Source organism: Massilia sp. ZL223 (assembly GCF_018119395.1).
GTDB lineage: Bacteria > Pseudomonadota > Gammaproteobacteria > Burkholderiales > Burkholderiaceae_D > Telluria.
Map to the genome: position 1 here is coordinate 14,399 of NZ_JAGPWD010000026.1, position 13,431 is coordinate 27,829.

General features: G+C 66.6%; 10 protein-coding genes. 6 read left to right on the top strand and 4 right to left on the bottom strand.

The window, feature by feature from the left end; all coding sequences use genetic code 11:
* The first annotated feature begins 132 nt into the window (after positions 1-132).
* Complete coding sequence (locus tag KBW95_RS16145; protein WP_211526428.1) at positions 133-1,332, top strand: hypothetical protein; 1,200 nt, start codon at positions 133-135, stop codon at positions 1,330-1,332.
* Positions 1,325-2,254, top strand: a complete 930-nt coding sequence (locus tag KBW95_RS16150; protein WP_211526429.1) for an AAC(3) family N-acetyltransferase — start codon at positions 1,325-1,327, stop codon at positions 2,252-2,254. Before KBW95_RS16145 ends, KBW95_RS16150 begins: the two co-directional genes overlap by 8 nt.
* Here the strand turns inward: KBW95_RS16150 and KBW95_RS16155 are convergent, their stop codons facing one another.
* From KBW95_RS16155 to KBW95_RS16170, 4 genes are all read right to left on the bottom strand, one after another.
* Complete coding sequence (locus KBW95_RS16155) at positions 2,255-3,625, bottom strand: glycosyltransferase (RefSeq protein WP_229429797.1); 1,371 nt, start codon at positions 3,623-3,625, stop codon at positions 2,255-2,257. It lies immediately after the preceding gene.
* A gap of 53 nt (positions 3,626-3,678) precedes the next feature.
* Positions 3,679-4,662 carry a polysaccharide deacetylase family protein gene (locus KBW95_RS16160; protein ID WP_211528750.1) on the bottom strand — a complete coding sequence of 328 codons (984 nt, stop codon included), beginning with the start codon at positions 4,660-4,662 and terminating at the stop codon, positions 3,679-3,681.
* Positions 4,659-5,837, bottom strand: coding sequence for a glycosyltransferase family 4 protein (locus tag KBW95_RS16165; protein WP_211528751.1), 1,179 nt, complete (start codon positions 5,835-5,837; stop codon positions 4,659-4,661). The genes KBW95_RS16160 and KBW95_RS16165 overlap by 4 nt, the downstream gene beginning before the upstream one ends.
* 85 nt (positions 5,838-5,922) lie before the next feature.
* Positions 5,923-6,984, bottom strand: a complete 1,062-nt coding sequence (locus tag KBW95_RS16170) for a GNAT family N-acetyltransferase (RefSeq protein WP_211526432.1) — start codon at positions 6,982-6,984, stop codon at positions 5,923-5,925.
* 374 nt (positions 6,985-7,358) lie between these two features.
* Between KBW95_RS16170 and KBW95_RS16175 the strand changes: the two genes are divergently transcribed.
* The 4 genes from KBW95_RS16175 to prsK all read left to right on the top strand — a co-directional run bounded on the left by KBW95_RS16175 (position 7,359) and on the right by prsK (position 13,411).
* Complete coding sequence (locus KBW95_RS16175) at positions 7,359-8,648, top strand: nucleotide sugar dehydrogenase (protein WP_211526433.1); 1,290 nt, start codon at positions 7,359-7,361, stop codon at positions 8,646-8,648.
* Positions 8,649-8,745: 97 nt separating this feature from the next.
* The gene (locus KBW95_RS16180) at positions 8,746-9,774 is read left to right on the top strand and encodes an SDR family oxidoreductase (protein WP_211528752.1); all 1,029 of its coding nucleotides are present in this window, start codon (positions 8,746-8,748) and stop codon (positions 9,772-9,774) included.
* A gap of 51 nt (positions 9,775-9,825) precedes the next feature.
* On the top strand, positions 9,826-11,229 hold the full coding sequence (locus KBW95_RS16185; RefSeq protein ID WP_211526435.1) for a TIGR03013 family XrtA/PEP-CTERM system glycosyltransferase: 1,404 nt from the start codon (positions 9,826-9,828) through the stop codon (positions 11,227-11,229).
* Between the two features lie 73 nt (positions 11,230-11,302).
* On the top strand, positions 11,303-13,411 hold the full coding sequence (gene prsK, locus KBW95_RS16190; RefSeq protein ID WP_211528753.1) for an XrtA/PEP-CTERM system histidine kinase PrsK: 2,109 nt from the start codon (positions 11,303-11,305) through the stop codon (positions 13,409-13,411).
* Positions 13,412-13,431 lie beyond the last annotated feature (20 nt).

Here is a 13,431-nt window from a genome sequence, read left to right on the forward strand (position 1 = left end):
GCGTATGCACGGCGGCGCTAAATTGACAGCCGCCACTAATGATGCCACCATCATATTTATCATTTTGTAAATTTTTTGATCAACGCGCTGGCGCCTTCCCTGCGAACGGCGCCCCACTTTTCAGGACGCACCGTGTTCCAATTGCTTAAATCGATCAAGAACCAGTTTTCCCCACAGCCGCCCCTGACCGACCTGGCCAAGGCCGAGCTGGAACGCGACCAGCGCGGCCTCCCGGCGCGCGATCCCGGGATCGAGGCCGTGATTGAGGCCTGCACCCGCTGGCTCTGCCTGGCCCAGGACAAGTCCGCCTCCAACGACGGCGGCGTGGCGCGCGACTTCAGCCTGCAGAAGGGCTGGGCGACCTCGTATCCGGAAACCACCGGCTACATCATCCCGACCATCATCGAACTGGCGCGCCGCAAGGGTGACGCCGGCCTGCATGCGCGTGCGCGCCGCATGCTGGACTGGTGCGTGGCGATCCAGTTCCCGGAAGGCGGTTTCCAGGGCGGCAAGATCGACGCCACTCCACGCGTCCCGGTCACCTTCAACACCGGCCAGATCCTGATCGGCCTGGCCGCCGGCGCCGCCGAATACGGGGATCCGCGCTACCTGGAGTCCATGCACCGCGCCGCCGCCTGGCTGCGCGACGACCTCGACGCCGACGGCTGCTGGCGCAAGCACCCGACCCCGTTCGCCAAGCCGGGGGAAAAAGCCTATGAAACCCACGTCGCCTGGGGCCTGTTCGAGGCCGAGCGCGTGGCGCCGGGCCACGGCTACGGCGCAGCGGGACTGCGCCAGGTCGACTGGGCCCTGAGCAAGCAGCAGCCGAACGGCTGGTTCGCCTCGAACTGCCTGACCGACGCCGACAACCCGCTCACCCACACCATCGGCTACGTGCTGCGCGGCGTGCTCGAAGGCCACCTGCTTTCCGGCCGGGCCGACCTGCTGCAGGCCGCGCAGCGCACCGGCGCCAGCCTGGCCGAGGCGGTCGGCCCGGACGGCTACCTGGCCGGACGCCTGGACCGCAACTTCCGTCCGGCGGTCGACTACGTCTGCCTGACCGGCTCGGTGCAAATCGCGCATTGCCTGTTCCTGCTGCATCGCCTGACCGGCGAGCGGCGCTTCCTGGACACCGGCCGCAAGCTGACCGCCTACGTGCGCCGCAGCATCCGCATCGAAGGCGGCCCCGGGGACACCGTGGGCGGCGTGAAGGGCTCGTTCCCGGTCAACGGCGACTACGGCCAGTGGGAATACCTGAACTGGGCCGCCAAGTTCTGCATCGACGCCAATCTGCTGGAAGCGGAACTGGTCGGAGCGGGCGTCCATGCTTGAGCCGCTCAAGCGCGCCGTCAAGGCCAGGCTGGAACAGCTGCGGCGGCGGCGCAGCGAGCAGCAGCTGCGCCAGGCCGGCCGCCATGTCACCCGCGCCGGGCTGGCGCAGGACCTGGCGCGCCTCGGCATCGCGCGCGGCGACACCGTCTTCCTGCATTCCTCGCTGAAGAGCCTGGGCTATGTGGAAGGCGGGGCCGCCAGCGTGATCGGCGCGCTGCAGGACGCCGTGGGGCCGCAAGGCACCTTGCTGGTGCCGACCTATTACCTGCCGGCCGGCACCGTCAAGGCCACCTGCGAGCTGGAAGGCTATGTGTTCGATCCGCGCAGCCACGGCACCAACATGGGACGCCTGCCCGAGACCTTCCTGCGCGAGGCGGCCACCCACCGCAGCCTGCATCCGACCCATTCGGTGTCGGCCTGGGGCCGCCATGCGGACTACCTGACCTCCGGCCATCATGAAGCGCCCTCGATCTTCGGCGCAGGCTCGCCCTGGGAGCGCTTCGTGGGCCTGGAGGGCGCCAAGGTGCTGGGCCTGGGCGTGTCGATGGGGCCCGTGACCTTCTATCATGTCGTGGAAGACGCGCTGGGCGAGGCTTTCCCCGAGCCGATCTGGGAGCCGCGCACCTACCGCCTGCCTTGCCTGGACAAGTCCGGACAGCGCTGGGAGGTGCCGGTGCGTCCGTTCGCGCCGGACGTGGCGGCGCGCCGCATCGACTATGCCGCACGCGAAGACCTGCGCGACTATTTCCGGCGCGAGTTCGAGCGCGCCGGCCTGCGCGTCAACGGCCGGGTGGGAGAGGCCGACGCCTGGTTCATCCCGGCGCGCGGATTCTTCGACCACCTGCGCACGCTCGCGGCCGAAGGCATCACCATCTATTCGACCCCGGAACAACTGGCCGCGCGGCCGGCGGACCGACGCTGATCAGGCCCGGGCGCCTTCCTGCACCACTTCGTCGAGCAGAGCGGCCAGCTGTTCGCTGCGCGAGCGGCGCGAGTAGAACTGGCTGGCGTTTTCCGGCGGCAGCGGGGCTTTTCCTTCGCGCAGCAGGCCGACGAAACGCATCAGGCCGGACTTGATATCTTCCTTGTCGTCCAGGCGCGCGATGGTGTCCAGACCGGCCTTGCGCATGGTGGCGGCGGTATCGCCTTCGGGATCGGTCAGCGCCAGGATCGGACGGCGCGCCCGCATGTATTCGTACAGCTTGGCCGGGATCTGGGCGTTGCAGTGCGCAGCCTGCATCACCAGCAGGCCGTCCGCATCCAGCATCTCGGCCAGCGCCGCGCGGTAGGGAATCGGCGGCTCGAGCATCACCAGGCCCTGCAAGCCGAATTGTTCGATCAGGCGGTTCAGCAGGTCTTCGTGCACCGCGGCGCGCAATACCACGCGCAGCTTGTCGGGACCGACCAGGCCTTCCCGGCGCAGTTCGCCCAGAGCCGCCAGCATGGGCGTGGGGTCGCGCTCGAGCGGATAGATGATGCCGCTGTGGAGCAGCACCAGCGGACCGTCCCCGCGCGGCGCCGGCTGGTAGTTCGCGGTGGCGCGCACGAAGTCGTCTTCATCGTAGCCGTTCTCGATCAGGCGGAAGCGGCTGGCCGGCACCTCCGGATAGCGCGCGCGGTACAGAGCCAGCGCTCCCGGGGTCGTGAACACCAGGCGGGTGCAGTTGCGCACCGTGAGCTTTTCCACCCAGCGGTAGGCATGCCAGACCATGCGGTTCTCGGGCGTGTTCTTCTCCGTCATCGGGTCGCGCATGTCGGCGATCCAGGGCAGTCCGCTCAGGCGCTTGAGGGTGTAGCCGATCAGGTGCGCGGTCGGGATCGGATAGGTCGACCAGATCACGCGCGGGCGGAATTCGCGAATCAGCTTCAGGCCGGCCGGTACGGCCCCGAACAGCCAGGTGACCCAGCGGTCGGGCAGGGCGGTCGGGCGCAGGTAGCGGCCGCGGATCGCCAGGTGGCGCCCGGAATCCAGGGCGAAGGGACGCCGCACCACCAGGTCGGCCGGTACGTCGCCCATCTGGTCGTCGCTGCTGGCCGCATAGGCGCGCCGGTGCGCCGACAGCACCAGCGGCTTCCATCCCAGCTGGGGAAGATGCTGGGAGAACTTCAGCGTGCGCTGGATGCCGCTGCTGCCGCGCTGCGGCGGAAAATGGAAGGCCACCAGCAGCACGGCCGGGTTGGCTTCCTTGCGCGCAGCGGGCGCGGACGGTGCGCTGAGGGGTTCATGCTCCGGCTCGCGCTGCGCCAGCAGTTCCAGGGTATCCGGCTGGGGCGGGGTGCTACTGTTTTGCATCTGAGGCTTTCTGGTTTCGGATAAGGCAATCGATGTCGGCGGTGTTGCCGCGTTCAGCTGGCCAGCCAGCGCAGCAGGCGCAGCATGTAGAAGAAGGTGCTGGCATCCCAGGGACGCGAGCGCGGCAGCGTGTACAGGTCCTGGCCGGGCGCGACCGCGCCGGTGGCGGTCGAGAAGGCGGCGGCGAAACCGGCCTCGCGCACCATCGCGGTGTGGCGGGCATCGAAGTCCAGCTCCGCTTTGCCGTTCGGATAAGCGAAATAGCGTACCGGCTCCCCGATGATGGCTTCCAGCGCCGTCTTGCTGCCCTCGATCTCGGCGCGCGCCTCGGCATCCGGCAGCTTGGTCAGGATCGGGTGCGAGACCGTGTGCGCGCCGATGGTCACGTTCGAGCGGTGCAGGGTGCGCACCATCTCGCTGCTCAGCATCAGCGGACGGGTGCCATGCCCGGCCAGCGCTTCCAGCGCTTCGATCAGGTCCAGGCGCTCGCTGGGCGGCAGGTACTTGGCGCGCGAGGTCAAGGCCTGCACGGCGGCGCAGCGCGCCTCCAGGCCGTCGATCGGCACGATGCCGGCGCCGGCGGCGCGCAGGTCGAGTGCGCTGCCGGAAGCGCCGCGCACGGCGTCGGCGATGCGGTCGTTCCACATGTTCTCGGCGCTGTCCACGTAGCCGCTGGTGACGAACACCGTGGCGGGCAGGCCGAACTCGCGCAGCACCGGCAGCGCCAGGTCGTGGGTGGAGCGGTAGCCGTCGTCGAAGGTGATGCAGACGGCGCGCGGCGGCAGGCGGTTCTCGCGCAAGGCTGCCAGCGCCTGGTCCAGGGACAGCACCTTGAAGCAGTCCGCCAGCATCTTCATGTGTTCGCGGAAGGTGGCCACGTCCGGCTCGTTTTCCAGCAGCGGGTCGTGCGCTTCGAGGATGCGGTGGTAGGTGACGATGCACAGGCGCGCGCGCCCCGCCTGCCACAGCGCGTAGCTGTTGCCGATGGCGCGCACCAGCATGGGAACGGGGGCTGCCGAGCGCTGATAAGTGCTCATGCCGCGTGTTCCACGATGATTTTCTGGAACAGATCGATCTGGCCGCGGGTGGTGAAGTCCCAGCTGAAGCCTTCGGCGTAGCGCCGCGCCGCGCCGCGGTCCGGCTGGCGCTCGCGCAGGCGCTGGACCGCTTCGGCCACGCCCTCGCTGCTGTACTGCCCCATCAGGATGCCGGCCTCGGGGGCGGCCACCACTTCGGGCGAGCCGCCCACCCGGCTGGCCACCACCGGGGTGCCGCAGGCCATCGACTCGAGCAGGACGTTGGCCCAGCCTTCGCGGCTGGAGGCCAGGACCATCAGGTCGGCCGCATTGAAATATTGGGCCAGTTCGGCGTGCGGCACGGCGCCCAGGAAGCGCACCCGGTCGGCCACGCCCAGGGTCCGGGCCAGGGCTTCCAGGCGCGCCCGTTCCGGGCCGCTGCCGGCGACGAGCAGCTCCGTGTCGGGCAGCCGGGGCAGGGCGCCGATCACCAGGTGGTGGCCCTTGAGCTCGACCAGGTGGCCGACCGAGATCAGGGTGAAGCGGCGCAGCCCGAGCGCGGCGCGCACGGCATCGCGGTTCATGGGGTGGAACTTCTCCAGGTCGACGCCGTTGCGCAGCGGAGTGATGGCCGCCGGCGCCACGCCCAGCTGCACCAGGCCTTCCTTCAATGCGTTGCTGACCGTGATGATGCCCTTGGCCTGGCGGGCAGCCCACTGGATCATGCGGCGCGGCAGGGGGTAGCGGGGCAGCAGGTTGACGTCCGAGCCGCGCGCCGTGATGACTACGGGCTTGTTGAAATAGCGCCCCAGCATCGCGGCAGCCACCCCGTCGGGGTAGAAATAATGGGCGTCGATGGCGTCGAAGTCGTAGCCCTGGTCCAGGATGCGGCCGATTTCGCGCTTGGCGCCCTGGGCCAGCAGCATGGGCGCGACGTTCATGCCGACCTTGGGCAAGGCCACGTAACGTGGATGATGGATCTCCAGCCCATGGCGGCGCTCGCGCGCCGGCACGCCGGCGTAGAGCGCATACTGGCCGAAGCGCGGGTGGCTGGAGGGGAACCAGGGCACCGGCGCGACGACCCGCGAGCTCACCTGCCCGCTGGCGACCAGCTCGCGTAGCCGTGTCTCGACGAAAATGCCGTGCCCGGGCTGCTTTTCGTTGGGGAACAGAGTGCTGAACGTCAATAGCTTCATCAATTAGCCTGGGAGGGGCGGACCGGTCTGGAGATAATAAAATTGAAAGTGTTATTAAGCAAGATAAGCGAAGGACGTGTGCGCATCATAGTGTGATATAGCGGCGCAGCCGCGGCCCCACCGTATTGGCGACGCTCAGGGGCAGGCGCTGCCACAGCTGTTCGACCAGCGGCCGCAGGCTGCCTCCGGCCGGGGCGCTTGCCTGTTCGGCGCGCGGTTGTCCGGCGCCGTCCCATTCCTGCCAGTCGAGCGCATAGGGAAGCGCTCCCCACTGTTTCTTGAACTTGTAGGTGCCTTCGCCATAGGTCGAGCGTCCGAAGTCGAAGCGGCGCACGCCCAGCCCGCACAGATGGGCCTGGATGGTCCAGTACAGCAGCATGTTCGGCGCCAGCGCGTTGTATTCGCTCAAGGTCGATGCCCAGGGGATGGCGGCGCGGCCGCCGCACAGCAGGACCAGCCCGGCCCCGACCGCTTTGCCTTCCCGGCGCACCACAGCCAGGAAAGCCTCATCGCCGTAGCGCCGCAACACCGCTGCGAACCAGGCCTGGCTATGCGGCGGGCTGCCGAGGCGGCGCATGTTCTTGCTGTAGACCTCGTAGAAGGCGGCCAGCGCCGCCGGCCCGGTTTCGATCGCCGCGTTCAAGCCGTTCTTCTCGGCCTTGCGGATCTGGCTGCGCAGTTTCGGCGGATAGCCCTGCATCAGCGCCTCTGCGCTCGCGGGCAGCTCGAGCAGCATGCGCACCTTGCGTCCCTCCAGGGCGTCTTCCGCGCTCGGCATGCTGACCGAGCCGCGTGCCTCGAAGCCGGCGGCGCCGGCTTCGGCGGCGTCACTGGCCACGCGCCTGCTCAGCGCCGCGGCCAGGGCGGGGGTGGACGCCAGGGGGCCGCCGACGTCGCAGAATGGCAGGGCGCTCCAGCGCGGTTTCCCGAAGGGACGCGCCACGATGCAGACAGGCAGGCAAGCAAGCAGTGCGGCGCCGTCGAAGGCGGCCAGGGTCCTGGCGGAGTAGCCGTAGGCATCCGCCACCGCGGCGCGCCAGGCGCTCAGGTGATAGGGCGTGCCCTCGGGGTGCTGGCGGACAAAGCGATCGAGCGCGGCGCCGTGTTCCTTGTCATCCGTATAGAAAAGATTCAGCCCGTCCAACATTCTGGCTTCCCGCGTGTTGTTGTTTCAGATGGAAACGTCATTGACATTAAGTTTTTATATTATATGCAATGCCGCTGAGGTATCGTATGAACGAATTGTGTGGCCTGCGCACGATTCAATGCGTTCTGGAACTGTTTTTTTTGAAACTGTTAAGATATTGTAAAGTCCGCGCCGATGTGGCGGGAAGCCCGGTACAAGCGCGGAAGCAGGCTTTTCAAGCTGGACCATACTGATCGACAAGATAGCAACAGACATTGTTAACAAGTCGTTGTTTCTTATTGACAGTCGTGGCGTTCGCATTGAGTCAAGGAACGATCCCATGGTATATTGTGTTAGCAATATAGCAAAACTTAATTTTCAAACGGAACCCGATAATGAAAGCAGATGAAGTCGTCGCGGTAGTAGGACTGGGATATGTCGGTTTGCCACTGGCAGTCGAATACGGCAAAAAGGGACGGACCATCGGCTTCGACCTGTCGGCCTCCAAAATCGAGAACTACAAGAAGTTCGTCGATCCGACCGGCGAGGTGTCGAGCGAGCAGCTGCAAGCGGCGCGCCACCTCGAGGTGAGTACCGACCCGTCGCTGCTGGCCCAGGCCGATTACATCATCGTCGCCGTCCCGACCCCGGTCGACATCGCCCACAATCCCGACTTCACGCCCCTGATCGGCGCCAGCAAGTCGGTCGGCAAGAACATGAAGCGCGGCGCGGTCGTCGTCTACGAATCGACCGTCTATCCGGGCGCGACCGAAGAGGTCTGCATCCCCATCCTCGAGAAGGAATCGGGCCTGAAGTGGAAAGAGGACTTCCACGTCGGCTTCTCGCCGGAGCGCATCAACCCGGGCGACAAGGAACACACCCTGACCACCATCCTCAAGGTCGTCTCCGGCGACGACGAGGAGTCGCTCGAGCGCATCGCCAAGCTGTACGAACATGTCGTGACGGCCGGCGTCTATCGCGCTTCCAGCATCAAGGTGGCCGAGGCTGCCAAGGTAATCGAGAACACCCAGCGCGACCTGAACATCGCCCTGATGAACGAACTGGCGATCATCTTCGACAAGATCGGCATCGACACCCTGGAAGTGCTGAAGGCCGCCGGCACCAAGTGGAACTTCCTGCCCTTCCGTCCGGGCCTGGTGGGCGGCCACTGCATCGGCGTCGATCCCTACTACCTGACCCACAAGGCCGAGATGATCGGCTACCACCCGCAGGTGATCCTGGCGGGCCGCCGCATCAACGACGGCATGGCCAAGTACGTGGCGGAAAAAACCGTCAAGTCGATGATCTCCTCGGGCTTCCACGTCAAGGGTTCGAAGGTCAACGTGATCGGCCTGACCTTCAAGGAAAACTGCCCCGACCTGCGCAACTCGAAGGTGGCCGACATCATCCACGAGCTGCAGAGCTACGGCGTGGACGTGCATGTCTACGACCCGGTGGCCGATTCGGAAGAGTCCGAGCACGAGTACGGCATCAAGCTGGAAAGCTGGGACAGCCTGCCGAAGGCCGACGCCGTGGTCGTCGCCGTGCCGCACAAGGAAGTGCTGGCCCTGTCGCTGACCGATTTCCAGTCCAAGCTCAACGACAACGGCTGCTTCATCGACGTCAAGGCGCAGTTCGATCCCAAGGCGCTGCGCGAAGCCGGCTATTGCGTCTGGCGCATGTAATTGCGTCGATCAGTATGAAAGGCCGCCGCTGCCGGCGGCGGCCGCACCGGCCCCGGCGCCTGCGAGGCGCCGGCGTCAATCAGAAAGTGCCCCAAACGTGAATAAGTTTCAGGAAGTCCAGCATCACCTCGCCCTTCACAGCTACCACTGGTTAGTGACCGGTGCGGCAGGCTTCATCGGTTCGAACCTGGTGGAAGCCCTGCTCAAGCTGAACCAGCGCGTCACCGGCCTCGACAACTTCGCCACCGGCCACCGCCACAACCTGGAACAGGTGAAAGATTCGGTCACGGAAGGGGCCTGGATGAAATTTAATTTCATCGAAGGCGATATCCGCAATCCGGCCGACTGCGCGCGCGCCTGCGAGGGCGTGGACTTCGTGCTGCACCAGGCCGCGCTCGGCTCGGTGTCGCGCTCCATCGATAACCCGGCGCTCACCAACGCGGTCAACATCGACGGCTTCCTCAACATGCTGGTCGCCGCACGCGACGCCGGCGTCAAGCGTTTCGTCTACGCCGCCTCGAGCTCGACCTACGGCGACCATCCGGCCTTGCCCAAGGTCGAGGACCGCATCGGCAAGCCGCTCTCGCCCTATGCGGTGACCAAGTACGTCAACGAGCTGTACGCCGACGTGTTCGGCCGCACCTACGGGACCGAGGCGATCGGCCTGCGCTATTTCAACGTGTTCGGCCCGCGCCAGGATCCGCACGGCGCCTATGCCGCCGTGATTCCCCAGTGGGTGAGCGCCCTGATCCGCAACCAGCCGCTGCGCATCAACGGCGACGGCGAGACCAGCCGCGACTTCTGCTACATCGACAACGTGGTCCAGGCCAACCTCCTGGCCGCGACCGCGGACAAGGAGGCGGCCGGCCAGGTATACAACATCGCCCTGGGCGACCGCACCACCCTGAACCAGCTGTACGGCATGATGCGCTCCCTGCTGGCGGAGCGCTACGCGCACGTGGCAGGGCACGAGCCGCAGTACGTGGATTTCCGCCGCGGCGACGTGCGCCATTCGCAGGCGGACATCGGCAAGGCCGCGGCGCTGCTGGGCTACCAGCCCACGCACCGCATCGGCGAAGGCTTGAAGCAGGCCATGGACTGGTATGTCCGCAACTTGCCGCAGTAACCGGGACACCCATGCATATCCAGAAAAGTAATAACAAGTTCGGAGGCTGCCGTGTTTAGGATCTCTAACCACTATGTGTCGAAGATCGTGTTCCTGCTCCTGTTCGTCGAGGTGCTGGTGGTGCTGGGCGCCGCCTACGTCGGCGCCGCGGTGCGGATGCTCGAGTACGGCGACGCCGCGGTCGCGCACCACATCGACCACTTCTTCACGTCCGCCGTCGCCTTCACGGCCGCGATCATCTTCAGCATGAGCGCGATGGGCATGTACCAGCTCGACTACGACGAGGGCCTGCGCCATCCCTTCTTCATGAAGCTGATGCCGTCCTTCGTGATGGGCTTCATGATCCTGGCCCTGGTGTTCTACGTGGCGCCCGAGCTCTACCTGGGCCGCGGCACCATGGTGCTGGTGTTCGCCCTGTCCGGGATCGGCATCTTCCTGGCCCGCATGGTGTTCTTCAAGACCTCGGAAGCGCGCTTCCTGCAGTCGCGCATCATGTTCCTGGGCGGCGGCCCGCTGGCCAAGGAATGCAGCGAGCTGGCCACCAGCAAGTCGCGCTACCACAAGTACGACATCGCCGGCTTCCTGCCCGGCCCGAGCGAAGAGCTGTGCGTGCCCTCGGCGAGTCTGCTCAAGATGCGCGACGGCGACTCCCTGGTCAAGCTGGCGCGCCAGTACAACGTGGAAGAGATCGTGGTCTCGGTGCAGAACCGCCGCGGCGGCTTCCCGATCAAGGAGCTGCTCGACTGCAAGCTGCAGGGCATCAAGGTCACCGACGCCGCCACCTTCTTCGAGCGCGAGACCTGCCAGATCCGCGTCGACTCGCTCCAGCCCTCGTGGCTGGTGTTCGGCGGCGGCTTCGACCAGAGCTTCGTGCGCACCTTCATGAAGCGCAGCTTCGACCTGGTGTGCAGCGTCCTGATCCTGGTGATGACCTTCCCGCTGATGCTGGCCGCGGCCGTGGCCGTGTGGCTGGAAGACCGCGGCCCGGTGTTCTACTCGCAGGAGCGGGTCGGCAAGGACGGCAAGACCTTCCGCGTGCACAAGTTCCGCTCGATGCGCGCCGACGCCGAGAAGAACGGCAAGCCGCAGTGGGCCGCCCAGGACGATCCGCGCATCACCCGCGTCGGCAATTTCATGCGCAAGACCCGCATCGACGAACTGCCGCAGATCCTCAACGTCTTCACCGGCGAGATGTCCTTCGTCGGCCCGCGCCCGGAACGCCCCTACTTCGTCGAGCAGCTGATCGAGGTGGTCCCGTATTACAACGTGCGCCACAGCGTCAAGCCGGGCATCACCGGCTGGGCCCAGGTGCGCTACGGCTACGGCTCCTCGGCCGAGGACGCATTGCAGAAGCTCCAGTACGACCTGTACTATGTCAAGAACAATAGCCTGTTCCTGGACATTCTGATCCTGATCAATACGCTCAAGGTCGTGCTGTTCCGCAGCGGCCGTTGATGCCATCCGGCGGCCTGCAAGCAGGGCCGCCGGATCCTTTTCCCGACTGTCCCCCGATCGCCAACGCCTGAAGATGGATGCCACTTCCCTGACCAGCATCGCGGTCTACAGCCACGCCCTGGCGGCCGTGTGCTTCTTCGTCCTCGGCGTACCCATGCTGGCCGGCTGGCGCGCGCGCCCCTACGGCGCGGCCCTGGCCGCCGCCTGCCTGTTTACCAGCCTGTGGGCCGGCCTGCTGGCCTGGGCCGCCTGGCGCGAGGAACTGTGGTCGGTGGCTTCGGACGCCGCAGGCATCCTGCGCAACGCCGCCTGGATGCTGTTCCTGGGCCTGCTCGCGGGACGCGTGCGCGATCCCCACAGCCGCCTGCCGCTGCGCCTGCGCAAGGGCACGGCCCTGGCCGCGCTGGGCTTCATCGCCCTGTTCGGCATGGCGGTGCTGGGACGCTGGGACCTGGCCCACAGCGGCCTGGGACTGGTGCCGGTGACCCTGCGCGTGGGCCTGGCGATCGCCGGCCTGCTGCTGGTCGAACAGGTCTACCGCAGCCGTTCGCTGCAGGAGCGCTGGGCGGTCAAGTTCGCCTGCCTGGGTATCGGCGCCATGTTCGCCTACGACTTCTACCTGTTCAGCCACGCCATGCTGTTCCGCGAGATCGACCCGGACATCTGGGCCGCGCGCGGCGTCGTCAACGCGCTCAGCGTGCCCCTGCTGGTGGTCGCGCTGGGCCGCAGCAAGCTGTGGGAATCGCCGCTGGCGGTGTCGCGGCGCGCCATGTTCCACTCGACCGCGCTGTTCGGCTCGGCCATCTACCTGCTGGCGATGGGCTCGGCCGGCTACTACCTGCGCTTCTTCGGCGGCAGCTGGGGCGTGGTGATGCAGGTGGCCTTCCTGTTCGTGGCCTTGGTGGTGCTGGTCGGGGTGCTGTTCTCGGGCAGCTTCCGCGCCCGCCTCAAGGTCTTCATCAGCAAGCATTTCTACAGCTATAACTATGACTACCGCGAAGAATGGCTGCGCTTCACCCGAACCCTGTCCGAACCGGGACCGGGCCTGGGCGAGCGCGTGATCGAGGCGGTCGCCGCCCTGGTCGAAAGCCCGGGCGGGGTCTTGTGGCAGCGCCGCGAATCGGGCCGCTTCGAGCCCGCCGCGCACTGGCAGGCCCCGGCGGCCAGCAGTTCCGAACCGGCCGACTCGGCCTTCTGCCAGTTCCTGGAATCGAGCCAGTGGGTGATCGACGTGCAGGAATTCGCGCAGACGCCCGACAAGTACGACGCCCTGGTGCTGCCGGAATGGCTGGCCGGCTATCCGCGCGCCTGGCTGGTGGTGCCGCTGATCCTGCACGCGCGCCTGTTCGGCTTCGTGCTGCTGCAGACCTCGCGCAGCCCGATGGAGCTGAACTGGGAAGTGATCGACCTGCTCGAGATCGCCGGCAGCCAGGCCGCCAGCCAGCTGGCCCAGCAGGATGCGGCCAACGCGCTCACGGTGGCGCGCCAGTTCGAATCCTTCAACCGCATGTCGACCTTCGTGGTGCACGACCTGAAGAACCTGGTGGCCCAGCTGTCGCTGATGAACGCCAACGCCGCGCGCCACAAGGACAATCCCGAATTCCAGGCCGACATGCTGGAAACCATCGACCTGTCGGTGCAGAAGATGAAGCTGCTGCTGCAAAAGCTCAGCCGCACCACCAACCAGGAAAAGCCGGCCGTGCTGGCGATCGAGGACGTGGTGCGCCAGGCGGTGGCGCTGAAGGGGGCCTTCGAGCCGCATCCGCAGCTGCGCATCGAGGCCAGGGGCCTGCGCGTGCTGGCCGAGCGCGAGCGCCTGGAGCGCGTGGTGGGCCACCTGATCCAGAACGCGATCGAAGCCACGCCGCGCACCGGCAGCGTCACGGTGCGCGTCGCCGAGAGCGCGGCCGGCGGCGTCGTCGAGATCGTCGACACCGGCGAAGGCATGAGCGAGGAATTCATCCGCGAGCGCCTGTTCAAGCCCTTCGACTCGACCAAGTCGGCCGGCATGGGCATCGGCGTGTTCGAGAGCCGCGAATATATCAATGAACTGGGCGGCAGCCTGGAGGTCAGCAGCTCGCCGGGACGCGGCACCACCTTCCGCGTGGCGCTGCCGCTGTATCGGCAGGAAGCAAGGCAGAATTCGCAGCAAGAAACACAACAGGCCTCGAAGGCCGCCTGAAGAGACCAACCCGAGGACAA

Excerpts from the sequence above, each read along its gene's own strand:
- KBW95_RS16150 (WP_211526429.1), top strand. The coding sequence starts at position 1,325 with ATGCTTGAGCCGCTCAAGCGCGCCGTCAAGGCCAGGCTGGAACAGCTG.
- KBW95_RS16155 (WP_229429797.1), bottom strand. The coding sequence starts at position 3,625 with ATGCAAAACAGTAGCACCCCGCCCCAGCCGGATACCCTGGAACTGCTG.
- KBW95_RS16160 (WP_211528750.1), bottom strand. The coding sequence starts at position 4,662 with ATGAGCACTTATCAGCGCTCGGCAGCCCCCGTTCCCATGCTGGTGCGC.
- KBW95_RS16165 (WP_211528751.1), bottom strand. The coding sequence starts at position 5,837 with ATGAAGCTATTGACGTTCAGCACTCTGTTCCCCAACGAAAAGCAGCCC.
- KBW95_RS16170 (WP_211526432.1), bottom strand. The coding sequence starts at position 6,984 with ATGTTGGACGGGCTGAATCTTTTCTATACGGATGACAAGGAACACGGC.
- KBW95_RS16175 (WP_211526433.1), top strand. The coding sequence starts at position 7,359 with ATGAAAGCAGATGAAGTCGTCGCGGTAGTAGGACTGGGATATGTCGGT.
- prsK (WP_211528753.1), top strand. The coding sequence starts at position 11,303 with ATGGATGCCACTTCCCTGACCAGCATCGCGGTCTACAGCCACGCCCTG.